The sequence below is a fragment of the Idiomarina baltica OS145 genome (genome assembly GCF_000152885.1).
Lineage (GTDB): Bacteria > Pseudomonadota > Gammaproteobacteria > Enterobacterales > Alteromonadaceae > Idiomarina > Idiomarina baltica.
This window is the reverse complement of sequence record NZ_CH672405.1, coordinates 203,494-228,051: the sequence shown is the minus strand read 5'-3', so window position 1 is coordinate 228,051 and position 24,558 is coordinate 203,494. Positions and strand designations below refer to the sequence as shown.

Annotated in this window: 20 protein-coding genes; 11 read left to right on the top strand and 9 right to left on the bottom strand. The window is 46.6% G+C overall.

Annotated elements, in window-relative coordinates; translation table 11 throughout:
* Window positions 1-60 precede the first annotated feature (60 nt).
* Window positions 61-1,650 carry an EAL domain-containing protein gene (locus OS145_RS06925; RefSeq protein ID WP_040487882.1) on the top strand — a complete coding sequence of 530 codons (1,590 nt, stop codon included), beginning with the start codon at window positions 61-63 and terminating at the stop codon, window positions 1,648-1,650.
* Here OS145_RS06925 and OS145_RS06920 read toward each other — a convergent pair.
* Window positions 1,647-3,098 (bottom strand): FAD-binding domain-containing protein, encoded by a 1,452-nt coding sequence (locus tag OS145_RS06920; RefSeq protein ID WP_006955556.1) that lies wholly within the window; start codon window positions 3,096-3,098, stop codon window positions 1,647-1,649. The genes OS145_RS06925 and OS145_RS06920 overlap by 4 nt on opposite strands.
* Window positions 3,098-4,423 (bottom strand): DASH family cryptochrome, encoded by a 1,326-nt coding sequence (locus OS145_RS06915; protein ID WP_006955555.1) that lies wholly within the window; start codon window positions 4,421-4,423, stop codon window positions 3,098-3,100. Before OS145_RS06915 ends, OS145_RS06920 begins: the two co-directional genes overlap by 1 nt.
* A 68-nt stretch (window positions 4,424-4,491) precedes the next feature.
* Between OS145_RS06915 and OS145_RS06910 the strand changes: the two genes are divergently transcribed.
* Window positions 4,492-4,947, top strand: coding sequence for a DUF3429 domain-containing protein (locus tag OS145_RS06910; RefSeq protein ID WP_006955554.1), 456 nt, complete (start codon window positions 4,492-4,494; stop codon window positions 4,945-4,947).
* A 54-nt stretch (window positions 4,948-5,001) separates the two neighbouring features.
* Here OS145_RS06910 and OS145_RS06905 read toward each other — a convergent pair whose 3' ends face one another.
* The gene (locus tag OS145_RS06905; RefSeq protein WP_006955553.1) at window positions 5,002-7,779 is read right to left on the bottom strand and encodes a M16 family metallopeptidase; all 2,778 of its coding nucleotides are present in this window, start codon (window positions 7,777-7,779) and stop codon (window positions 5,002-5,004) included.
* A 189-nt stretch (window positions 7,780-7,968) separates the two neighbouring features.
* Between OS145_RS06905 and udk the strand changes: the two genes are divergently transcribed.
* A complete protein-coding gene (udk, locus tag OS145_RS06900; protein ID WP_006955552.1) occupies window positions 7,969-8,601 on the top strand; it encodes a uridine kinase in 633 nt (210 codons plus the stop codon).
* A 13-nt stretch (window positions 8,602-8,614) separates the two neighbouring features.
* A complete protein-coding gene (locus OS145_RS06895; RefSeq protein WP_006955551.1) occupies window positions 8,615-9,823 on the top strand; it encodes a NupC/NupG family nucleoside CNT transporter in 1,209 nt (402 codons plus the stop codon).
* Between the two features lie 68 nt (window positions 9,824-9,891).
* On the opposite strand, the gene tesB is transcribed toward OS145_RS06895, so the two are convergent.
* Complete coding sequence (gene tesB / locus OS145_RS06890) at window positions 9,892-10,752, bottom strand: acyl-CoA thioesterase II (RefSeq protein WP_006955550.1); 861 nt, start codon at window positions 10,750-10,752, stop codon at window positions 9,892-9,894.
* Between the two features lie 260 nt (window positions 10,753-11,012).
* Here tesB and acnA point away from each other — a divergent pair, with 260 nt between their 5' ends.
* Window positions 11,013-13,688 carry an aconitate hydratase AcnA gene (acnA, locus tag OS145_RS06885; RefSeq protein ID WP_006955549.1) on the top strand — a complete coding sequence of 892 codons (2,676 nt, stop codon included), beginning with the start codon at window positions 11,013-11,015 and terminating at the stop codon, window positions 13,686-13,688.
* Between the two features lie 70 nt (window positions 13,689-13,758).
* Here acnA and OS145_RS06880 read toward each other — a convergent pair whose 3' ends face one another.
* Together OS145_RS06880 and folK are read right to left on the bottom strand one after the other, a co-directional pair.
* Complete coding sequence (locus tag OS145_RS06880) at window positions 13,759-14,466, bottom strand: SDR family NAD(P)-dependent oxidoreductase (RefSeq protein ID WP_006955548.1); 708 nt, start codon at window positions 14,464-14,466, stop codon at window positions 13,759-13,761.
* Window positions 14,467-14,468: 2 nt separating this feature from the next.
* Window positions 14,469-14,834: a 2-amino-4-hydroxy-6-hydroxymethyldihydropteridine diphosphokinase gene (folK, locus tag OS145_RS06875; RefSeq protein WP_006955547.1), complete on the bottom strand. Its 366-nt coding sequence runs from the start codon at window positions 14,832-14,834 to the stop codon at window positions 14,469-14,471.
* A 202-nt stretch (window positions 14,835-15,036) separates the two neighbouring features.
* Here folK and OS145_RS06870 point away from each other — a divergent pair, with 202 nt between their 5' ends.
* The 5 genes from OS145_RS06870 to asnB are packed head-to-tail and all read left to right on the top strand — an operon-like array spanning window position 15,037 to window position 20,145.
* Window positions 15,037-15,507 (top strand): hypothetical protein, encoded by a 471-nt coding sequence (locus OS145_RS06870; protein WP_006955546.1) that lies wholly within the window; start codon window positions 15,037-15,039, stop codon window positions 15,505-15,507.
* Complete coding sequence (locus OS145_RS06865; protein WP_006955545.1) at window positions 15,500-16,921, top strand: sodium:solute symporter family protein; 1,422 nt, start codon at window positions 15,500-15,502, stop codon at window positions 16,919-16,921. Before OS145_RS06870 ends, OS145_RS06865 begins: the two co-directional genes overlap by 8 nt.
* Window positions 16,918-17,040, top strand: a complete 123-nt coding sequence (locus OS145_RS13645) for a hypothetical protein (RefSeq protein ID WP_006955544.1) — start codon at window positions 16,918-16,920, stop codon at window positions 17,038-17,040. The genes OS145_RS06865 and OS145_RS13645 overlap by 4 nt, the downstream gene beginning before the upstream one ends.
* Before the next feature lie 4 nt (window positions 17,041-17,044).
* Window positions 17,045-18,112 carry an aspartate/ornithine carbamoyltransferase family protein gene (locus tag OS145_RS06860; protein ID WP_040487880.1) on the top strand — a complete coding sequence of 356 codons (1,068 nt, stop codon included), beginning with the start codon at window positions 17,045-17,047 and terminating at the stop codon, window positions 18,110-18,112.
* 17 nt (window positions 18,113-18,129) lie between these two features.
* Window positions 18,130-20,145, top strand: coding sequence for an asparagine synthase (glutamine-hydrolyzing) (gene asnB, locus OS145_RS06855; RefSeq protein WP_006955542.1), 2,016 nt, complete (start codon window positions 18,130-18,132; stop codon window positions 20,143-20,145).
* A 5-nt stretch (window positions 20,146-20,150) separates the two neighbouring features.
* Here the strand turns inward: asnB and msrB are convergent, their stop codons facing one another.
* The gene (gene msrB, locus OS145_RS06850; RefSeq protein ID WP_006955541.1) at window positions 20,151-21,284 is read right to left on the bottom strand and encodes a peptide-methionine (R)-S-oxide reductase MsrB; all 1,134 of its coding nucleotides are present in this window, start codon (window positions 21,282-21,284) and stop codon (window positions 20,151-20,153) included.
* A 49-nt stretch (window positions 21,285-21,333) separates the two neighbouring features.
* Here msrB and OS145_RS06845 point away from each other — a divergent pair, with 49 nt between their 5' ends.
* Complete coding sequence (locus tag OS145_RS06845) at window positions 21,334-22,326, top strand: hypothetical protein (protein ID WP_006955540.1); 993 nt, start codon at window positions 21,334-21,336, stop codon at window positions 22,324-22,326.
* On the opposite strand, the gene OS145_RS06840 is transcribed toward OS145_RS06845, so the two are convergent.
* Together OS145_RS06840 and OS145_RS06835 are read right to left on the bottom strand one after the other, a co-directional pair.
* Window positions 22,323-24,056 carry an ExeM/NucH family extracellular endonuclease gene (locus OS145_RS06840; RefSeq protein ID WP_006955539.1) on the bottom strand — a complete coding sequence of 578 codons (1,734 nt, stop codon included), beginning with the start codon at window positions 24,054-24,056 and terminating at the stop codon, window positions 22,323-22,325. The genes OS145_RS06845 and OS145_RS06840 overlap by 4 nt on opposite strands.
* Window positions 24,053-24,538 carry a MarR family winged helix-turn-helix transcriptional regulator gene (locus OS145_RS06835; protein WP_006955538.1) on the bottom strand — a complete coding sequence of 162 codons (486 nt, stop codon included), beginning with the start codon at window positions 24,536-24,538 and terminating at the stop codon, window positions 24,053-24,055. Before OS145_RS06835 ends, OS145_RS06840 begins: the two co-directional genes overlap by 4 nt.
* Between the last annotated feature and the right edge of the window lie 20 nt (window positions 24,539-24,558).

Below are 24,558 nucleotides of genomic sequence, written 5' to 3'. Positions count from 1 at the left end.
TGGAACAATGCTATGGTCGTTAAATAATAATAAAAAGAAGCCGTACAAGGAAAAGCCAGTGTGAGAGATTGTAAGATACTTGAACAATTGATGAATGCTATGGAAAGCGCATCGCTGTGTGTTCGAGTAAATAGTGCGGGACAAGTTATTTGGTTCAGCGACGCCCTCAAACAACTCGATAGCCAACAAACAATTACTCTGGGTATGCCGCTCAGTAAACTGTTGCATGCTGATTTGCGCAGCCAGTTACTCGATCAATTCGATTACACGGTCACCCAACATAGCCATTGGCAGGGGACTGTGAAGTTAAACCTCGGTAGTCGCCGAGCTGACTGGTTTAAGGCTATCTTCGTACCGCTGTACGATGATAATCAGTGCTTGCAGGAGCAAGTATTGGTGCTTCAAGACATCTCAAGGGAGGTGTTTTTAGACGAACTCTTGAACGAGTCACGTTTTGATCAAACAACTGGACTACCCACACGAGTCGATCTACTCGCTGATATTAAGCGTGTGAACACACAGACGGTCGCGATTATTGATATTCGTAAATTCCGTAGTTACGCCGACTTTTACGGTTTGGAATTTGGTGATCGTTTACTCATGAATTTTAGCGAGATCTGTAAGTCATTTTTTAACGAACGACATATCAACATTTATCGGTTGTATGGCGATAAGTTTGCTTTAGCTCCTTCATTTAGGATGGTCCCCGCATTATTCGAACAACAACTCCAGCGATTTTACGCACATATTATCGCTCATCACATTGAAGTTAATGGCGCTAATGTAGCGCTCGATATCGCAATTGGGATGGGCGTGGGCAAAGGGAAACTTCTCCAGCTCGCTGAAAGTGCTCTAGCGAGAGCAAAAACAGTCTTCTCCGGACAGCGAATACACGTTGTACATGAGCGTGAATTTTGTGCTAAAAACTCGATTAACTGGTTACCTAAAATACAATCGGCGATTAGAAACAATCGTTTTATTAATTACTATCAACCGATAAGAAGCAGCAACGGGCAGCGTCCTGACTATTATGAAGCCTTAGTTAGGATGCGCGATGGCGAACAAGATATTCCGCCCGGGTTTTTTCTCGATAAAGCGAAAACGACACGCTATTATCCAGAAATTACTCGTCGAGTGGTTGAGCAAGCCGTTGTTCAGTCCGCACAACACGATGTTCAAATATCGGTCAATGTATCGATTGAGGATATTTTGAACCCCGAAACGGTCGCATTTATTACTGACCAACTCGAAGCTTATCCTGAGTCTAAGTTAATTTTCGAAATCACTGAAACGGAGTCCACTGAGGACTTCTCGATGGTTGATGAGTTTACTCGTCGCGTGCGTTCACTAGGGGCTGAAATCGCGATTGATGACTTCGGGGTTGGTTACTCAAATTTTTCGCGCTTAATTCAACTGAGGCCCGATTACCTGAAGATCGACGGCAGTATTATTAAGAACATTCTAGAGGATGCAAGTAGCGCGAGTATATTAAATGGTATGATTAGTATATGTCGTGAGCTGAAAATACCGATGGTCGCTGAGTTTGTTGAAACTGAGCAGGTCAATGGCTACTTGACTGAACAACAAATCGAGTTTTTGCAAGGCTACTATATTGGCCGGCCGTCGCCAGACATCATTAAACTAAACTAACGCGATACGACGTGTCGTTTTAAAATGCGCTGTGCTTCTTTTGTTCCCGCGACACTTTTTTTGATGCGATACAGTGTATCGCGTGCGATCGGGCGATAGTCGTCAACGTCGACGATCGGCGAAGGATAATCCTCACCTAATTTAAACCCGTACATCTGTGCTTCCATCGGCGTTATACGATACGGCGCATGTTTGATCTCAAGTGGTAGTTCGGCAAGCTCTGGCACCCATTGATCAATGTATGCCCCGGTCGGATCCTTTTCTATCGCCTGTTTTTCGGGGTTGTACATTCGTATGGTGTTGGTGCCGATGATACCGGCTTGCATCTGAATCTGTGGATAATGTATACCAGGCTCGAAATCCAGAAACAGCGCGGCAAGGTGAGTTGTTGCATACTGCCAGTGAATATGAAGATAGTGACATAAAAAGCTCACTAACAGCGCGCGCATGCGAAAATTAATATAGCCGGTTTGGAGCAGGCAGCGCATTGCCGCATCGACCATGGGGTAGCCCGTTTTTCCTTGTTGCCAAGCCTTAAGGTGTTGCTCGACCTGGGTATCCGAGCGGTAAGGATAGTTTTCGTAGGCGCGGTTAAGCGGTGCATGTTGCATCGCCGTTTCGGATTCGAATTTTTGAATGAAATGACAGTGCCAGTGGAGGCGCGATAAGAACGCATTGAGTGGCCGTTTCCATCCTGTTTCACGGCGCTTATCGACAGTCGCTTGATAACATTCGCGTAAGCTGAGATTACCCCATGCTAAATAGGGGGATAAACGGCTACAGTGGTGCTGGGCGCGAATGGGTTGAGAAATACTGTAATGATAAGCTCGGCCGCGTTGCTCAAGAAAGCTGTTTAAAGTAGCCCACGCTGCGGCGGGGCCTCCGTATTGAAACGACGGACGACGTTCGAACCAAGATTTAGGTAGCGTGCGATAGTCAACACTCACTGCTTTAACTGGCTGAATGCGCGCAAGGTCAGGTGTTGCCAGTGGCGCTTTCATGGTCTCATACCAATGTTTTTGCCATTGTTGGCGGCTATTAAGACCTCGCTGCACAGCCCCAGTAGGAGATTCGAACCAATTTACGTGGTGCTGGCGACACCAGCTGGCGACCTGTTTGTCGCGGTCGAATGTATTTAGTAGACCAACTTCCTGATGACTATAAAGGCTTTCGATAGAAAACTGTTGATGCCAAATTTGAAGTTGTTCAACCGTATCGCCATAGGTGACGTAAATTTGAGTATTGTATGCTTTTAGCTTGCGATTAATGTCACGAATTGATTCGACGATAAAGCGCCAATGGCGCTCATCGTAGTGCGGGTCATTCACTAACCAAGGTTCAAAATTAAACCAGAGTAGCGTGGGGCGCCCGGTTGAAATAGCGGCTTTGAGCGGTTCATGATCGCTTAGCCTGAGGTCCCTTTTAAACCAAACAACGTTTATTGCCATCAGCTTAGAGGCCAGTCCGCCGCATCGGTGAAGTCGATTTTTGAGACAGCTTGCTCGCCATGCCAGCGCTTAATAAACTCACCGTTGGGATCGTAGGTTTGCGTTTGCTTATCGAGGTTAAAGCGCCTTGAGCCTCGGGGATCAGCGCCTACGCCTGCTAGGTATTGCCAGTTGCCCCAGTTTGAAGCCACATCGTAATCGATTAGCTGTTGTTCAAAATAAGCCGCGCCGTAACGCCAATCTAGCTGTAGCTCATGAATAAGACAGCTTGCGACCAATTGGCGTCCTCTGTTCGACATGTAACCTGTTTGGTTAAGCTGGTGCATGCAGGCATTTACGATTGGGTACGGGGTTTTGCCTTGACACCAAGCAGCAAACCGTTGTGAGTAAAAGCTAGTGGTGGGTTTTTTGTCTTGAATACCACCGAATTTAAAGACTTTTTCCTGGAAACGACGCAAATACCAATGGAAATACTCACGCCACATAAGCTCGAAGACAATCCAATAGGTGGATTCATTGGCACCTTGGGTCGCTTCGTAGTTTCTTAAGGCATCAATGACCTGACGAGGTGATATATTGCCAAGGGCTAATGCCGCGGAGAGTTTGGTTGAGTCCGCGAAATTATCAAGCGCGTTGCGCGTTTCCTTATAATGACTCGGCGCTGAAGACTTGAAGTATTGGGTTAGGTGTTCGTGCGCGGCGAGTTCCCCACCTTGTAAGTAGCCGCTGGGTTCGACAAATGGTGTGTGCTCTGAAGCGATGGTACGTCGGGGCATTGGCGGTAAAGCTTTTAATTGTGATAGTGCTTGGCCGCTGGGAAAGGTCTCGGCGAGCGGCTCAAAGCGCTTGCGAAACGCGGAATAGGTTGCCGGTAATTCCTCTAATGGGAAATCGAGCTCGCGCTCGGTTAACAGTGTGTGGTTACTTACGCGCTCAAAAGTAATGTAGGGGAAACGCTTTACTAAAGTATCCCAGCGGCGCCGCTCGTATACGCCTGGGTCATCGCTACAATAAACCGCATCGACTTCTAAGGTGCTGATGAGCGTTGATATTTCGGTTGTCGGCTGGCCTTTACGAATAATCAGTTGTTGACCGTGTTGCTGTAACGAGGCGGCTAAGTCAGCGATCGCCTGTTGTATATACCGCCAACGCGGTTGACTGATGCCGTTGAGGCCATATCGGTTTCCTTTAAACCAGCTCTCATCAATGACGAAACAACATACCAACTGTTGGCACTGTTCTGCAGCACGGATCAGGGTTAAGTTATCAATGAGTCGCAGATCGAGGTTAAACCAGACTAATCCTGTTTGATGTTTTGCTTCCATGAATTGAACTTTACATATGATATGACGTACTTTGGGTATACGAAAAAAACAATAAATTGGACGTGATCATGACATCAGTAAAAACAAAATGGATCTATCTACTCGGCTTCGGCGGTTTGCTTCCGTTTCTCGGGTTATCATTATCAAGTTTGATGGCGATCGAATTGCCTTTGATTGGTAACCCATTACCTGCGTTGGTTTCTTATGGGGCGGTTATATTGAGTTTTTTATCCGGCATATTATGGGGGCGGGCGCTTCATCGAGCGGACACTGAATCAACCCAAGGGTTAATAATTACAAGCAATGTTTTTGCTTTACTCGCTTGGCTAACCTTATTGCTCAACACAATATTTTGGTCGCTGTTACTGCAAATCGTGGGCTTCGCTTTAGTACTATTTTTTGAGCGCAAGCTGGCGCGTGGAACAACCATGACCAGCCAGTCAAGGTATTATCCTATGCGTTTAATGCTGACTGTGGGAGTCATTGTTTGTCAGATTCTCGTATTAGGAAATCATATTATTTAGTACGGATATAAAAAAGGGCTGCATTCGCAGCCCTTTTTAAGGTTAACGCAGTCGTTATTTTGTTTCTTTCAAAATGGTGACTTCGCCTAAGTTCATTTCACGAACCTTATCTTCGATAACATCGAGATCGCCTACGATAACCCATGTTAATGCGTCAGGGCGCAGTAAATCCTTCGCTTCGCTCTGAACTTGGTCAAGCGTGATGGCCGAAACTCGGCTTGGGTAAGCTTCTAAATACTCAATCGTTTTACCTTTGTTCAAGGTTTCGGTGAGCGCACTCATTAACGCACTTTTTGTTTCATACGCGCCAGGAAGCTTAGCCGTTTTATTAGCAATCACTTTCTTGAGTTCATCTTCAGTGGCCGGTTTATCACCTTCGTACTGATTGTACTCTTTGAGGATCTCCTCAATCGATTCGGTTGTTTTATCTATTTGCACAGGTGCTAATGCGATTAACAAACCAGGGCCCTCAGAGTCTAACCAGATTGAACGAGCACCATAAGACCAACCTTTGTCTTCACGCAGGTTCATATTAAGACGGCTGGTGAATGAACCACCTAAAATAGTATTGGTCACATCAATTAAATCAGCCTTCGCAGTTGTGCCAGAAGGCGCTAACTGACCGGCAATAATCAACGACTGTGGTGTACCTGGCTGATCAATCAAGAATACACGCGATTCTGAGCGAGGCGCTGGCGTATCAAGTTGCTTAGTCGGTACCGCGGTTGTCGGTGCTTGCCACTCGCTGAATGCCTTCTCAAGCAAAGGCTTGATTTCAGCCTCAGTGGTATCGCCAACGATAACCAATTTTGCATTGTCTGGACGTAACCAAGCATCTACGTATGACACTAAATCGTCGCGCGTTAACGCTTTAATTGAGTCAATCGTGCCTGACCCCGTTAGCGGCTGACTATATGCATGGTTTTCGTCGAACATTAAGCCTGGTAAAACGCGTAGCGCTTGCGATTGTGGACGCGCCTGTTCCTTGCGAATATTTTCGATCCAGTTAGCACGTTTACGCTCGATCTCATCCTCAGCAAAGGTTGGGCGTTGTAATACCTCATCCATGAGGTTCAGGCTCTCGCCCAAATTAACGGTGAGTGTATCTAGCGAAATGGTTGACGTATCTAACCCCGCACGTGTTGATAATTGCGTACCTAAACTCTCTAGACGCGCGGCAAGCTCCATCGATGAGTAGTTTTCAGTGCCTTCGTTGAGCATATCCATCGCAAAGCTCGCGGTACCCGACTTTTTACCTGCATCCGCGGCATAACCGGCATCAAAGCTCAAAGAAAGCTCTACGGTTGGTGTGTCGTGGCGCTCGGTTAAGTAGACTTCAAGCCCATTTGATAAAGTGAATTGCTGAAGCTCAGGTAGTTCAAGTTGTGGTAGGTCACCCACATCCGGTAACTGACTGCGATCACTCATGCTCTCGCCAGCAGTATAGTCAGGTTGTGGCTCCACAAATAGGGTAAAGTCACCGCTGCTTAACCATTTATTAGCTGTGGTTTTGAGATCCGCCGTCGAGGCACTCTCAACCCAGTCCATTTCTTGGGCGTAAAAGCCAGGATTGCCGTGATACACTGCGCCTGACGCAAGGATATCGGACTTACCGCCAAAACCACCCACTTTCTCAGCTTGGCGAACGAAAGATGCCATGGTTGAAAAGCGTGTGCGATTAAGTTCCTCTTGAGTCGGTCCATCGGCGAGTAGCTTGTTCAACTCTTCGTTAATGATGCTTTCGATGCGTTCAAGCTCAACACCTTGCTTGGCGTCTGCAATCACCATAAATTGGCCTGCAACGTCACGCGCATATTGGAAGCTAGATACACTGGTCGCGATCTGCTCATCATAAACGAGGCGTTGATACAAACGTGAGTTTTTACCGCCGGCAAGGATATCTGAAAGTAGTGATAGGTATTCAGAGTCTTCTGTTCCCATCGGTGGGGTGTTCCACACCTTGTAAATACGTGATGACGGGACGTTATCCTCCATCACAGCGCGTTTGCTTTCATCACGTTTAGCTATCCATTGCTCCGTCTTCTTAATCGCTTTACCCGGTGCAATGTCACCAAAGTATTTTTGCATTTTTGCTTTAGCGGTCTCGACATCGATATCACCCGCTAATACAACAACCGCATTGGCTGCGCCGTAGTAATCTTTAAACCACTGGTGGACGTCATCCAAGCTTGCTGCATTCAAATCTTCCATAGAGCCAATGACAGACCATGAATAAGGGTGGCCTTCTGGAAAGGTTTGTTCAGCCAAATAGCCCCAAACCCGACCATAAGGTTGTGCTTCACCTTGGCGTTTTTCGTTCTGCACCACACCGCGCTGCTCATCTAGCTTATCCTGTGTAATAGCGCCGAGTAGGTGACCCATGCGATCGGATTCCATCCACAGTGCCATATCTAAGGCTGGGGTCGGTACATTCTCAAAATAGTTAGTGCGATCGTTATTGGTGGTGCCGTTCATCTCGGTCGCGCCAGCACGTTCAAACGGACCGAAATACTCGTCATCATAGTTTTCAGAACCGTTGAACATTAAGTGCTCAAACAGATGAGCAAAACCCGTCTTGCCTACTTTTTCGTCTTTCGAGCCGACGGAATACCATACGTTGACAGCAACGATCGGGGCTTTTCGGTCTTCATGAACGACAACGGTTAAACCATTATCGAGCGTAAATGTCTCGTAATTGATATCAACTTGAGGTAGGTTTTGCTGTTGTACAGCAACTGTTTGTGTGTTTTCACGTTCAGCAGAGGTCGCTTGACAGCCCCCCAGCAATACGGATGCAACGGCCATCGCCGTGAGCGTTTTTACCATTTTCATGTTGTGTCATCCTAATTGTTGTATGTTACATCACTATATTAAACAGCGTTAAATGAACTATGTAGCTTTAGATGTTTAAAAATTGTAACTAAATTAGACAAGATGGATTTTAATGCAAGGGTTTTAATTAGCGGTGGAATCAAGGATAATTGCGCGCGGTCAGAGAGGTTACAAGGAAATGACAGGGTTGTGAGTAAAACGACAGTTATTGCTATTGCGGGGGCATCGGCCTCGGGTAAGAGTCTTTTTGCATCGACAGTTTATCAGGAACTGGTTGCAGAGTTAGGTAGTGACGGCATTGCGATTTTAGCCGAAGATGCATACTACAGAGACCAAAGCCACATGACGATGGAGCAGCGCGTGTTGACGAACTATGATCAACCGTCTGCATTTGAACATGACTTACTAAAGCAGCATATTCGCGATCTGCGTGATGGCAAAGCCGTCGAAATGCCGCAATATAGTCATACCACTCACACGCGACTGCCTGAGAGTATTCCTGTAGCCCCGGCGAAAGTCATTATGGTTGAGGGCATTTTACTCCTGACAGATCCTTCTTTAAGAGAAGAGTTCGATATCTCGGTATTCATGGATACGCCTCTTGATATTTGCTTACTGCGCCGTATTAAGCGCGATATCGAAGAGCGTGGTCGCAATTTGCAATCGGTCACAGAACAATATGAAAAATATGTTCGTCCAGCCTTCTTCGACCATATATTTCCTTCCAAGCAGTATGCTGATCTCGTAGTAACCCGAGGCGGGCGAAACGAAATTGCGATTGATATAATAAAAACAAAAATACGCCAGCTGCTGGCTGAATAACTCACGGTCCTTTATGAATAGTTTACTTGGCATTGCCGTTATTTTCTTCGTTGCTTTCTTATTGTCCACTAACCGCAGAGCCATTCGCTGGCGCACGGTTATTGGCGCATTTTCGATTCAACTTTTACTTGCTTGTTTTGTACTGTATGTACCGGTCGGACGAGAAATGTTATTTGGCTTTGCCCAAGGCGTTTCGACAGTGATTGGCTACACTGGAGCGGGCATTAACTTTCTATTTGGCTCGCTTGCCAGTGAAGACTTTGGTTTTGTTTTCGCGATTCAAGTATTGAGTGTCATTGTTTTCTTCTCATCGCTTATTTCGGTGCTTTACTATTTAGGCATTATGAAGTGGGTTATTAAAATTTTAGGCGGCGGGTTGCAACGCTTGCTTAATACCAGCCGTCCCGAATCGATGTCTGCTGCAGCAAATATTTTTGTTGGCCAGACTGAAGCGCCGATGATGGTGCGGCCATTTATCGGTACGATGACGCGTTCAGAGTTATTTGCTGTGATGGTCGGGGGCATGTCTTCTGTATCGGGTTCTGTATTAGCGGGTTATGCCGGTGTGGGGGTAGAGCTGAAGTATTTGATTGCTGCGAGCTTTATGGCTGCTCCCGCCGGTTTTTTAATGGCCAAGATGATGATTCCGGAAACGGAAAAACCACGCAATGACCTGACCGAAGTCGAGGTTGATGATCAATCGGCTAACGTGATTGATGCGGCGGCAACAGGAGCTTCAAGCGGTCTACAACTAGCGATGAACGTCGGGGCTATGTTGCTGGCGTTTGTGGCACTAATTGCACTGGTAAACGGTATATTTGGCTGGGTCGGTGGCTGGTTTGGTTATCCCGAGCTGACTTTACAAGAAATATTTGGTTATGTATTTCAGCCAGTCGCCTATGTTTTAGGCGTGAGCTGGGATGAAGCACAGCTGGCCGGTAGTTTTATCGGACAAAAGCTGGTGATCAATGAATTTGTTGCTTACCTTGATTTCGTTAATTACAAAGATCAGTTGAGTGAGCATTCGCAAGTTATCATTACCTTTGTTCTGTGCGGTTTTGCTAATTTCTCATCGATTGCTATTTTGCTTGGTGGTCTCGGTGGTATGGCTCCGAGTCGACGTCACGATATCGCACGATTAGGTATGCGCGCTTTATTGGCGGCAACGCTCGCTAATATGATGAGTGCAGCCATTGCAGGCTTCTTTATTGGACTAAGCTAGCATGTAATTGACACGAATTAAGAAGCCGGCTGTTAAGCCGGCTTTTTTGTGTCTAAAGATTAGCGTGGTTAGCTGCGGTCGCGGATCATGCCCTCTTGTATTGTCGATGCAACTAAGGTGCCTTCACGGTTAAATAGTTGACCGCGAACTAAGCCGCGTGCACCACTCGCAGAAGGACTGTCAATCGCATACAGTAGCCAATCATCCATGCGAAAATCACGATGAAACCACATCGCATGGTCGATGGTCGCGACCTGCATTTTGGGTTGGGCGAAACTCTTACCGTGTGGCTGTAATGCGGTGGGCAAAAAGTTAAAGTCCGAAGCGTAGGCGAGTAAGTATTTGTGCACGCGAGGGTCATCAGGCATGGCGCCATTAGCGCGTAGCCAAACGTAACGTTTCGGCTCGTCTTTTTCGGGTTTAAATGGATTGTATGAGGTAACAAAGCGCATTTCGATGGGCTTTTCGCTGATGAATTTGTTACGCAGCGGTGCAGGGATCAGTTCTTCGTGTTCACGATAAATATCAATGTCCGAGACTAACCCTTCAGGACCGGGAACATCAGGCATAGCGTCTTGGTGCTCAAAGCCCTCTTCATGTTGTTGGAACGATGCTGTCATGTAAAAAATTGCTTTGCCGTGTTGAATCGCTTTAACCCGACGAGTGGAAACACTGTTGCCGTCGCGAATAACCTCGACATCATAAACGATAGGTTTCTTTGCATCGCCCGGGCGCAAGAAGTAGCTGTGAAATGAATGACAAAGACGTTCAGGAGGTAAAGTTTCTTTAGCCGCTGATAAGGCTTGACCGATCACTTGACCACCAAATACCGCGCCAAAGCCCAGATCTTGACTGTTTCCACGGTATAAACCTTGTTCAATTGTTTCCAAGCGAAGTAAATCAAGGAGGTTATCCAATACTTGGCTCATTGCCTATTTCCTTTGTTTATGATTAATATCAATGCAGTTAGTTTAACGAAATGATCTGATTTAGTCTTTAATCACTACTTATATAGACACAATTATTCGTAAAAATAGATGGTTATGAGTGAAATTTGAGCGCTTGTTGGTAGCTCTTTACAGCGCAATATGTTTGCATAAATTAAAAGGCTTGGTTGAACCTAGCCTCATTGACTATATTAATAAAAACCTATCAGCTTAACTAACGCAAGAGCGAACGGGAGAGTACTATGTCAGGCAAAGACAGTCTGAATACGTTAAGTACATTGGATGTTAATGGTAACTCGTACGAGTATTACAGTTTACCGAAAGCAGCCAAGGAGCTCGGCAATATCGATAAATTGCCCGCTTCAATGAAAGTACTGTTAGAAAATCTACTTCGTAACGAAGATGGGGAAACCGTCACTCGTGAAGACCTTTCTGCAATGGCGGACTGGTTGAAAGAGCGCAAAATTGATCGCGAAATCCAATATCGTCCAGCACGTGTCCTGATGCAGGATTTTACAGGCGTGCCAGGCATTGTTGATTTGGCAGCGATGCGTGATGCGGTCAGTAACGCAGGGCAGAACCCTGAACAAATCAATCCGCTCTCGCCTGTCGACTTGGTTATTGACCACTCAGTGATGGTTGATAAGTACGCGTCCCCCGAGGCGTTCAAAGAAAACGTTCGCATCGAGATGGAGCGTAATAAAGAGCGCTATGAGTTCCTACGTTGGGGGCAGAAAGCGTTTGAAAACTTCCGCGTTGTACCGCCGGGCACCGGCATTTGTCACCAAGTCAACCTTGAGTATCTTGGTAAGAGTGTTTGGACCAAAGAAGAAAATGGGAAAACCGTTGCGTACCCAGATACGTTAGTTGGTACGGATTCTCACACCACCATGATCAACGCGCTTGGCGTATTAGGCTGGGGTGTTGGCGGTATCGAAGCCGAAGCCGCTATGCTCGGACAACCGGTGTCAATGTTGATTCCGGAAGTTGTCGGTTTCCGTATGACAGGCAAGCTGAACGAGGGCGTGACGGCAACTGACTTAGTGTTGACGGTAACGCAAATGCTACGCGAGAAAGGCGTAGTGGGTAAATTCGTTGAATTTTATGGTCCAGGTTTGGATAACTTGCCACTGGCGGACCGTGCAACCATTTCAAACATGTCGCCAGAATACGGTGCGACCTGTGGCTTTTTTCCAGTAGATGAAGAAACTATCAACTACATGCGTTTGTCAGGACGTGATGAAGAGACGCTGGCGCTGGTTGAGTCCTACTGTAAAGAGCAAGGCTTGTGGCGTAGCAATGACAACGAGCCAGAGTTTACTGATACGCTTGAGTTGGATCTGAGTGAAGTGCGCGCATCGCTTGCGGGACCTAAGCGTCCACAAGACCGTGTGAACATGGAGCAACTGGGTAGCAACTTTGATCTCATCTTAGAGACTAACGGCAAAGCCAACGAAAAAGATAAGTCGGTTCCGGTGAAAGGCCAAGACTTTGAGCTTTCTCACGGCGATGTTGTGATAGCTGCAATTACGTCCTGTACCAATACATCAAACCCCAGTGTGTTGATGGCGGCAGGTTTGCTCGCTAAGAAAGCGGTTGAAAAAGGTCTTATTCGCCAGCCTTGGGTTAAGTCTTCATTTGCGCCAGGCTCTAAAGTGGTAACTGACTACTTGGCGAAAGCCGGTCTAACGCCGTACCTTGAAGAGCTCGGCTTCCATCTAGTTGGCTACGGCTGTACTACATGTATCGGTAACTCAGGTCCGTTAGATGACGAGATCAGTGATGCGATCAACGAGGGTGATTTGACGGTATCGTCAGTGCTATCGGGTAACCGTAACTTTGAAGGTCGTGTTCACCCGGATGTGAAAGCAAACTGGTTGGCTTCACCACCGTTGGTCGTGGCTTATGCTTTATCAGGTACAACGCGTACCGATCTGAGCAAAGATCCGCTCGGTAAAGATAAAGACGGTAACGATGTGATGTTAAAAGACATCTGGCCAAGCAGTTCTGAAATTGCCGAAGCCGTTAAGACGGTTGATAACGAAATGTTCCGTAAGGAATATGGCGAAGTCTTTAAAGGTGATGAAGAGTGGCGTTCTATTAAAGTCGCGGAAGGTAAAACCTATGATTGGCAGGATGATTCAACCTATGTGAAAAATCCACCATTCTTTGACGACATTAATGAGCCGTTGGCTGATCCAAGCGACATCGAAGATGCCAATGTGCTTGCAGTGTTTGCTGACTCGATCACGACTGACCATATCTCACCAGCCGGTTCGATTAAACCGGACTCGCCAGCAGGTCGTTACCTGCAAGAAAATGGTGTAGAAGTGAAAGACTTTAACTCGTATGGCTCTCGTCGCGGTAATCACGAGGTCATGATGCGCGGTACCTTTGGTAACATTCGCATCAAAAACCAAATGCTTGATGGCGTTGAAGGTGGTTTCACCAAGTACATTCCGACTGGCGAGGAAATGTCGATTTACGATGCAGCAATGAAGTACATCGAGAACGACACGCCGTTGGTTGTGCTCGCCGGTAAAGAGTACGGTACTGGCTCAAGCCGTGACTGGGCAGCGAAAGGTACGCGGTTATTGGGTGTCAAAGCCGTGATTGCCGAAAGTTATGAGCGGATCCACCGCTCTAACCTGATTGGTATGGGTGTCTTACCGTTGCAGTTTGAAGACGGTCAAGGCGTTGAAGCGCATGGCTTGACAGGCGATGAAACCATCTCAATCAAAGGTTTAAATAAAGACCTTAAACCAGGGCAGATGCTCGATGTCGTTGCGAAAGGTAAAGATGGCAAGGAAGTAGAATTCCAAGCTAAATGCCGCATTGATACTTCAAATGAGATGAAGTACTACAAAAACGGCGGTATCTTGCATTACGTACTGCGTCAAATGCTCGAAAAGAAATAAGCACTTGATAGCGACAAAAAAGCCGCCCGCACATTCTATGCGGGCGGCTTTTTTATTGAGAATAAGCAGACTAGATGTTCAGTGAACGCCCGCCATCAACCTTAATTGACTCACCCGTAAGGAAAGGATTGTCGCGTAAAAACTTGACCGTCTCTATCATCGGCTGCAAACCGCCTTCAACATTCAATGGTGTTTCGGACATAACCTTCTGACGATGCGCGTCATCGTGGTCGGGTAAAAAGAGAATCGGACCCGGTTGGATGGCATTGACCCGAATTTTGGGCGCTAAAGTTTTAGCAAACCCTTGCGTCATATTCGCTAGCGCAGCTTTGGCGCCGCAGTAAGCAATATAGCTCGGTGAAGGACTGTCAGTGTAGATATCAGTGATATTCACCACCAAAGGGTTATCACTGTGCTCGAGTAGCGACTGAAGTCCAGTAATGAGTAAGTAAGGAGCTACCGCGTGAACATTATAAACGGCCGCTAGTGCGTCGGTGTCGCTATCAACAGTCTCGTTATCAAAAAAGCACGATGCATTGTTGACTAACATATCGAGCGTATCGGTCTTTTTTTTAATCTGCTCAATCAATGACTGTACCGCGCTAGGCTCGTTAAAATCGGCTTGTAGAGGAATCGCACCGCGCTGTTCGAGCGCCTCAACTCCGTTTTTAGAGCTGTTGTAATGGGCGAACACTTGATAGCCCTCGTCAATGAGGTGGTTGGCTAGCTCATAGCCAAAGCGTCGGCCAGCACCAGTAATCAGCACATTCTTTGCCATGATTATCCTTCCTTCAGTTCGTAAGCAATCTCTTGTAAATAAGTAGGCACCTCGGGCTCTTCATCGACAGGACCGAGGATATCAATATCAATTGTACGATCTTTGATACTGCGATTCGGGTCGTCACGGTCACGCCCGAGTTGCTCTTCAATTTCGTTAAAACGTTGTTTTAATTGCTGAGCTGTCAGGGTTGTTTCGATAGTGAATAACGCATTCAGAAAAGGGTGTGGTGTATCGATATCGACGGGACGGGTAAGAATGTCGCGTGTAAAAGCAAGTTCATCAGAAATTTGATAAAGATAGTGCTTAGCGCGAGAAAAGTGGAGTTCTGGTTCGATATTTGAGCCTAAACTACATAAATACTTCATAGATTAACTTTGTGGTTGATTACATTGAAAGATTATACGCAATTCAAAACTAATTGGTTTGTATCAAGTTATCTGATTTTATTGAAATTAGCGAATTGTTAAGAATTATGTATCAATGCGTCATACTCAGCCAGTTAAGTTGAAAAGCCCGAGAACCGCTGATAGGCTGAAATTTGTGTCAAAGATAATAAGAACTCATGCTATGACAAGCTTTCAGGTGTGGCTGAAAAGCTATAACAAAGCGCTATTTGCGTTGTTATCTATATTAATATCTTGTTCGGCGGTGGCGCAGAGCGAGGATGCCGTTGTGCTTTCTGGACCTGTCGAGAAAGTGCGTGCGGGCTATTTCGTTGTTGAGCTCGATCACGTCTCGCCGACATTACGCCCCTTGTCACTCCAAGTGAGTCAATCCAAGTCTTTTGCCAGCTTACTGCAGACCGTGCCAATCATGGGCAACTTCAACCAAGTGACCCTGACAGGGTTCGAATCAGGTCATTATTATATTCGCGCCGTGCATCAACAGCGCGTGGTCAGCCAAACGGCGATTGAAGTCACTGTTGAGCACTATCCGATTTGGCAGGCGTTGACACTGTTTTTGTTGGGCGCATTGCTATTTCTATTATTGTTGCTGACATTAATTATGGGACACAAGAAGGCGGTAGCTAATGACTGAATTTGCGCTGGATACACAGACTGCACTGTTCATTATCGTTGGCTTTGCCTTGGTATGGATTGCTTTTGGTGTTTGGCTCGGGCGAAAGAATAAGTCTCATGAGGACTTTGCGCTAGCCGGGCGGAATGTTGGTTTCGCGTTCGCAGCGGCAACCGCCATGGCGACATGGGTGACGAGCAATACAACCTTGGTGGCGCCTCAACTCACTTATCAGTTAGGTGTATGGGGGATGGTCGGGTACTCCTTTGCTGCGTTGGGATTGTTGTTATTCGCGCCGATGGCTAAACGAATTAAACAATTGCTGCCGCAAGGTTACACATCGGGCGACTTTGTCCGATTGCGCTATGGTCGCTTCGCTTGGGCCGTGTTCTTGGTAATTTCTGTGGTGTATGCCTTTGGTTGGCTGGTGAGCCTCGGTATGGCGGGCGGTATTCTACTCGAAGCACTAAGCGGCTTGGATTATTACATTGGCATGACGATTATTTTGGCGATGTGTGTGGGCTACACGTTATTTGGTGGCTTACGCGCAGTTATTGCTACCGACTTTATTCAAGCCTTAATTATTATCGTCGGTGTTGCTGTCGTGGCTTATTGGTTGATCGATAACGTGGGCTTAACCAGTATACATACAGAGCTGAGTGAAGCGCACCCGCAGCTATTAGATCTGCTATTTCCCGCCGCTGTGATGTTTTTGTTTAATAATATATTTTTCGGATTGGGAGAAATTTTTCACTCAAATGTGTGGTGGTCGCGAGCCTTGTCCTTTCGTAAGGATGTCGCATACAAAGCTTATTTAACCGGTGGCTTGTTGTGGCTACCGATTCCAGTTGTGACTGGATTCATTGCATTGGCCGCGCCACAACTGGGCATATTTCCGGCATCGGCCGATATGATAGGGCCGGCGGTTGCTGCATCGGTGCTCGGCAAAACAGGTGCCATACTGGTATTTATTGTTGTGTTCTCGGCGTTGGCGTCTAGTCTTGACTCTTTGCTGGCGGCCTCGTCTGACTTAGTCACTCAGGATATCTATCATAAATTAATTAAGAAGCACGCATCTGATCAGCAACTGATGCGGTTTAATCGGTACTGCTTGCTCGGCATTGGCGTGATGACCTGGCTCTTGTGCTTGCCGCGAATAGCGACCTTGGGTGCGCTGTTAAACTTTGCGGGAGCTTTTGTCGCAAGCACCATTTGGCCTATCGTGATAGGGCTTTACTGGCGACGTCTGCAAGGGACTTTCGCTGGAATAGCGATGGCGGCAGGTACGATAGCCGGGCTGATCGCTTATTTTTGGATTGGATTTTACGTCGCAGCATTGGTTTCTTGTGCTGTATCAGGCCTGATTTGTGCAATCGGTATTGTATTCAACAAACGTCAGTTTTCGTGGCATGAATTGCAGGAGAATGGACAATGATTATTTCAGAAACTGCATTTTATTTATTGGTCACGGGGGCGCTCATACTCACAGTATTAGCGCCGGTGGTACTCATCGGTCTGTTTTTAAAAGATTATTTTTCTAAATCAATATGGTAACTGTATGAATATAAAGGATGTTTCCTTTGAGCGGGACAGACCTGACGTGTGCGGCGACGCACATCCCAAAGCATTGCTAAGAGCGATTCAAGAGGATGGTGATTACCTGTTGAAACTGGCTAATCAACACATTGTTTCGTCGGATCAGTTTACACAAAATGGTATGTTGCAGTTGTTTCGACTCGCAGCAAAGTACGAGGCCAATCCACGACGTTTTAGCACGTCGTTGCAGGGCAAAATCTTAATTTCTGCCTTCTATGAGCCGAGTACGCGCACGCGACTCTCATTTGAGAGTGCTTGGCACCGTTTAGGCGGCGATATTATGTCGATCACTGATCGCTCTACTACTGGGATTGCTAAGGGAGAATGCCTCGCCGATGTCGCTGAAATGTTTAATAACTATGGCGACTGTGTCGTACTAAGAGATAACAACGAGTCCTCGTTAGAGGAAATGATCGATTCGTTGAGAATACCGATCATCAATGCAGGTAATGGATGTGATGAGCATCCAACGCAGGCGCTAGCTGACCTTTATGCCTTGTTTAAATGGAAACCAGAACTAACGACAGCCGATGCTAAACAACACGCGGTGAGTGTGGGTATTATTGGTGTCCCCAATAGAATGCGAACTGTTAGGAGCCTGATAAAAAGTTTACTCAAATTTCCGGATGCGATTAAAGAGTTGGTCATTATTCATGATGACTCTGTATCAGAGCATCTATTTGCTGAACAGCAAAGAGAGCAGATAGAGCAAGCAGGCATTCATGTGCGGACGTCGACTGATTTGAATGCAACGTTGCCAGATATCGATGTGGTCTACATCAATGCGATATCTTGGGAGGGAGAGACATTCAATACGTATGGTAAGTCGTTTAGTTTGGATGCACAGTCGCCTTTGAAAGAAGACGCTATTATTTTACACCCATTGGCTCGTGGACCTGAGCTAGCAACGGATCTCGATCATACACCGCATAACTGGTATTTCAGCCAAGCTCGAGGTGCGGTGTTTTTGAGGATGGCGCTACTTACGTGTATGGTTCAACGCGCTGAGCGCGTTATCGATGTCGTATAACACAAGGAAAAACGAAGATGTGCGGAATTGCTGGAGTATTCAATCACCGCGTCAATGATCCTATCGACGCTCAGACCTTGGTCAATATGGCTGCGATAATGCATCATCGGGGTCCTGATGGATATGGCTATCACATACAATCGGAGCAGGGGATTGGTTTTAGTCATGCTCGGTTATCGATTATTGACTTAGATGAAGAGCGTGCTAAGCAACCTTTTTTGTCTGCTGATGAACGACTGATGCTAACTCACAACGGTGAGTTTTATGATTTCAAACGTATTCGAGCCGATTTGACGGCACGGGGGGCGCGTTTTAGAACGAAAAGCGATTCTGAAATCGTACTTCATCTATTTGAACGCTATGGCCTCGAAGCCACATTAAAGGAACTACGGGGTGAGTTTGCATTTGGCTTGTATGATAAAGACGAAGATGCACTTTATTTAGTGCGTGACCGTTTTGGTATTAAGCCCCTTTACTGGACTGAGACAGACGAAGGTGTCGTTTTTGGATCGGAGTTGAAAGTGCTATTCGCTCATCCGCAAGTAAAGCGGGCGTTTTCTGCTGAGGGCTTATACCACCAACTGATTCAAGTGATGGTGCCCGGTTCAACGGCATTTGAAGGAGTTCATCAAGTGCAGCCTGGGCAAGTGGTTAAAATCAAACGTAATAATGGCACACTCAATATCGATACGCTGAAGTACTGGGACGTGGATTTTCCTAATGAACACGACTACCCCGGTGATGAGGTCGATGAGACAGAATATGTCGAGGGCGTGCGTGAAAAGCTCTTAGAGGCGGTACAGCATCGTATGACCGCTGATGTACCCGTAGGCTGCTATCTCTCGGGAGGCATCGACTCATGCTCGATCTTGGGTCTTGCATCGGCATCGACCCAAACCTCAGTTAAGGCGTTCACTATTGGATTTGATTCGGACGACTATGACGAGACGCCCATTGCGCGTGAAATGGCCGAGGCGACTGACGCTGACCATCACATTATGGCGCTCAAGGCGAATGATTTGTACGATCATTTTGTAAAAACCCTATGGCATACCGAGCGGACGATCTACAACACGCTGGGTGTTGCCAAGTACCTGATGAGTCAGGAAGTGCATGAGGCGGGTTATAAAGTCGTTATGACGGGTGAGGGCTCGGATGAGCTATTTGCCGGTTATCCAGCGTTTCGCAAGGATATGTTTTTGCATGGCCTCGATCATCTACCCGAAATTGAGCGCCTCGAGTGGCAAAAGCTACTGGAAAAAAATAATCAGTTGTTTAAAGGGGCAATGCTGGCTCGAGAAGAATTCAGCAGCGACGCTTTGAATAAAAAAGTGGGCTTCACGCCGAGCTGTGTACAGCCTTGGCTCTCTTGCAGTAGCGTCGCTAAACCGCTTATTAACAGGGATCTACAGAAGCAATTAGGGAACTATGACCCGGGTCAGGCAATAGCGGATACGCTAGATGAAACTTATTTGGCCGGACGACACCCACTTGATCGCGCACAGTACGTGTGGATTAAAACCATGTTAGAGGGGCAAATTCTAACATGGGGCGGGGACCGCGTGGATATGGCTAACTCAATGGAAGCGCGACCTGCGTTTCTCGATCATCACTTAGCAGAATACGCCTTTACGGTGCCTCCGCATTTACGCATAAAAGGTAACAAGGAGAAATATGTATTGCGTGAAGCGATGAAAGGCTTGTTGCCGGAAACGCTCTATAAACGCGAAAAGTTTGCATTTATGGCGCCACCTGCGCATACCGATCCCGAAAAATGGAAAGCAGTAGAACGTTTAGCGGAGGAGTTTTTGAGTGAGCAAGCGGTAAAGGATGCGGGCTTACTCGATTTTGATGCGGTACAAGCCGTGTTTGCGCGTCACAGCTCAAGTGATGTCACCGCTGAAGAGCAAGTACAGCTTGATGCAGTTATCAACCATATGCTCGGTGTACAAGTGTTACATCATCACTTCGTCGCAACCGATGTTCCAAAGCAAGCTCAACAGCGTGCTCAAGAACTCGGCTGGCACGCTTAACCGTTCTAGTTATCGGCGGTTACATACTTTATGTAATCGCCGTAACCATGTTCTTTCATTTCATCTAAAGGGATAAACTCTAGAGCAGCTGAGTTCATGCAATAGCGTAACCCCGTTGGTTTTGGACCATCGCTGAAAACGTGACCAATGTGATTGTTACCATAGCGGCTGCGAATTTCTGTGCGTGTGTAAAACCAACTGTTATCCTCTTTTTCCACCACCGCATCGGATGTGATCGGCTGGGTAAAGCTGGGCCAACCGGTACCCGATTTGTATTTATCTGTAGATGAAAATAAGGGCTCACCACTTAGAATATCAACGTAAATGCCGGGGCGCTTGTTATCCCAATAAGCGTTATTGAATGGCTCCTCAGTACCATCCTCTTGTGTTACCTCAAACTGAATGTCAGTTAACTTTTGCTGCAACACTTCATCACTCGGCTTGCTGTAACTTTTCCAACGTGCTTGCGCTGCATTCGATTGATTGACTCCATTGGGATTTTGATTGGTGTACTGCTGATAATCGATATCTGAGGTATCTCCCCAGAACTTCTCGATGAAGTCATAACGTCCTGAATTAAACGTATAGACTTTGTAGCGGATCGGATTTTTATCATAATAATTTTGATGATAGTCCTCGGCGGGATAGAAGGACTTAAACCGTGTTATTGGCACAACAATAGGCTTTTTGAATGGTCCGTGTTCGGCTAGATATTGTTTAGTCTGCTGAGCAATTTTACGTTGTTGATCGGTGTGATAAAAAATTTCTGGACGGTACTGCTGACCACGATCGACAAATTGACCTTTATTATCCGTGGGGTCAATGATACGCCAGAATTTTTGCAAAAGGGCGGCGTATGAAACAATGTTAGGGTCATAATAGACTTGTACACTCTCAGTGTGACCTGTTTTACCTGCGGAAACTTCCTGGTAGGTCGGGTTGAGCTCTGTTCCGCCGCTAAAACCTGAAATGACCTCTCGAACGCCGTTCATTTGCTCAAATGCTTCCTCAACACACCAAAAGCAGCCGCCAGCAAAAGTCGCTATTTGCTCGTGAGATTGCTTTTCGTTGATTTCATTTTGTGCCATGCTCAAGTGAGTGAAAAGAACAGCGAGCATGATGAATATATATTTGGACATAAAAGGCCTCCTGCATTACTGCTTCTAATAACAATATAGGTCAGTTGGGATGAAAAAGATTTATGTGAGTGGAATTTTTATGCTCGTGCTATGGACAGCACCTTCCCTTGCACAGGCGCAATCAGATGCGAATGACTCGAGTTCGGTGTCTCAAGAAAATACCTCAGATGGTTGGCTTGAGCAGTTTAGATATGGTTTAGAGACCTCCGTTGAGTCCAGCGCTCGCTGGGTTGACAGTTTTTTTGCTGACCGAGGCATGAACAGTGGTGAACATGAAACTTATGGACGCTTAACAGTCGCGCCGCAGTGGTCGGGTTACCATAAGTTTGAAGTCGATTCACGATTTCGTGCCCGATTTCAGCTGCCACACGCAAAAAAAGATTTCTCGGCTTTTCTAGGCCAAGTCGACGAGGGTGAGTTTTTAGACCAGCAGGACGTGGGTAAGCCTTCAGTGATCAACTCTCCAAATACAGATGATGAGTGGCTTATTGGGCTAGGTTTTAGCCGTCAAGTAAACGAAGCACACCGGTTGACCTACAGTGTTGGGGTGCGGGGCGGTATTAAGCTTGATACCTATGCGCGTGCTCGCTATCGGGTTGATAGCATTTTGTCAGATATCAGTTTAATGCGCTGGGAATCCTCAGTATTTTGGCGCGATAGTGATGGTTTTGGTGTTGCACAACGTATCGATACCGAAACTCAATTAACAACACATGTTGTCACTAAATGGTCCGCGATCGGGACCTTTGCTCAAGAGACGCAGGGTGTGCGGTGGGGCTCATCGGCAACGGTCTATTTTTTAACAGGTAATGATCATGCCTATGCAACAGAAATTTGGTCCGAAGGAGAAAACGAAGCTCCTGTTACGGTAACGGATTATGGTATTCGGGTACTTGATAGGCGCCGAATATACAAGTCGTGGCTGTTGATGGAGACATGGGTGGGGCACCATTGGCCTCGAGAGGAACGTTATGAAACCCGTCGAGGCCACTGGATGCTAGGTGTTGAGTTTGAGCTCAGGTTTGGTAACAAACAGCATTAGAACTCAACATCGATAAACACTGGATCGTGATCCGATGAGCGATAGGGTCCCACCTTGAAGTACTCGGTATCTTGGTAGCTAAATACCGTGGGTTCATCACTATTATAATGAATATGTTGGACATTTTTAACGCTGTCGGTCAAACCCTGATCAATAAACACGTGGTCTAGCGCACCGGCTTGACTATCAAATACATAAGAGTATTCGTCGGCGCGCGAGACGTTACTAAAACCATGGTTCGCTATGTACTGTACCGGGTCTTCTTTGTAGTAGGCGTTGAAGTCCCCTAATAGCACAGGTGCTGGGAATGCATTTTGCTTGACCCACTCGATTAGCGCCGCGGCTGAGTCAAGGCGTTGCTGATTCCAGCAATATTGACCATCATTTTGGTTGGCGTTAGGTCCATTGTCAGGGCATCCACCTTTCGACTTGAAGTGGTTTACGATAACGGTAAATTGCTGCCCGGATTGCTTGTCCTCCAACACTTGCGCTAAAGGTGGTCGGCTACCTGAGCGGAAAGGACCTTGAGTTATTGTATGCGCATGACCAATCGGTTTAACGCGATTACGATTGTAAATGAGACCGACAGCAATTTGATCGTCACCTAATCGTTGAGCTCTTGGCTCGGCGATAACATACGGGCTATCTTGTGCCTCATTTAACTGATTAACGAGCTGTACAATTGCACTGTCGGAGCCGTAACCGTCATTCTCAACCTCCATTAAGCCAAACACATCGGCGTCAATGTCGACCAGCGCTGAGACAATTTTAGCTTGTTGGCGTTGATACGCATCGAAGCTTTTCGCACCGCGTTCGGTCGGGAAACCATTTTTGTCACCATCGCCATTGAACAGGTTTAGCACATTAAAGCTTGAGATTCGTAGATACTCATCCTTTGCCTTGGGTGTCTCTGGCTCGCTAATATGTTTTGCGACTACGGCTTCCGTAGGCTGAATGCGTGCTCTACCACGAAACTCTGTAAGAATGCCAACAATCGGCATCATCGTTGTTCCGCTGCGCATTGAGTTTTGCGCTGAGCTCGTCAGCTGTTCAAACGGAAGTGTGTTGGGTTCTACATCACTGTTATCGTCTACTTGAACACGATTCAATTGGTTGATGCGCATTTGCTCGCGTGCGTCAGCGCCTGGCTCAACAATTTGTGATGGGGTAAACAAACGACCACTGGATACGTCAAAGTAGCCATGACGTGGTAATTGATAATGACCGGAGATTGTTAGTTCTTGCCCACTTTCGGCGACTAATGTAACTAACATATTTTCCAGTTGCTCGCGTTGTTCATTACTTTTAAAAGGCAACTTAACTTCAACGGGCGCGGGTAGCGGGCGTGCTTGAGGGCATGCCGAAAGCGAAGTCACGTCAACGAGACGTGTTTGTTCGTTGGCTTCTGTCACCTGTCCTGTAACAACCACAAAATCGCCTTCTGAAAAAGGTTGTTGGGTTGTTGAGCTAACAAATAAACCTTCAGATGTTCTCGGGTTGTTATCGGGCTCTGTGCTTTGTATGAAAAATCCAGCCAGCTGATCGTTAGCCGTCCATTTTCCTGTGACTGTTCCCGAAGTGGTTACGTTCTGCCCAACTAGAGGAGACTGCCATTCCTCACCTTGAATAGTGGATATCGGGGTAATATCGGCTTGCTTTTCACCACAGTCTTGAGCATAGGCGGCTGTGGTATTGAGTAGCACAGCCATGGCGATAAAAAGTTTATTCATGAATGCTTGTCCATTTTGTGATAACTACCTACTTCCAAGACGGGGGCTGCGTCAAGCCGCTCAGCATCCATCATGGTCGCAATTCGTTGCATTGATGATAGCAGCAAGGATTGCTCCCACTCATCAAGTGCTTGAAACCTCTCAATAAAGTCTTCCTGTAAGGGTTGTGGCGCTTGAGCCAGTAGCGATTGACCTTGCTCGGTAATGTACATCAACACTCGACGTTTATCGGTGTTGCTACGTCGACGATAGATTAAACCGCGATGCTCCATTCGCTCAATAACATTTGAGACCGTTGCCGGGCTTAACGTGATATTTTGCGCGACTTCACTTGCGGTAATACCATCCCGAGCAACAATTTCACGTAGAATGAGTAACTGTGGCGCGGTTAATCCCGAGTATTTGTTGAGTTGTTTGGAGTGCAGATCAATGGCTCGAATGACTTTACGTAACGCGAGTAAAAGCTCTTCATACTTTTCCATTGTCGCTCCTAAAAGTTGAA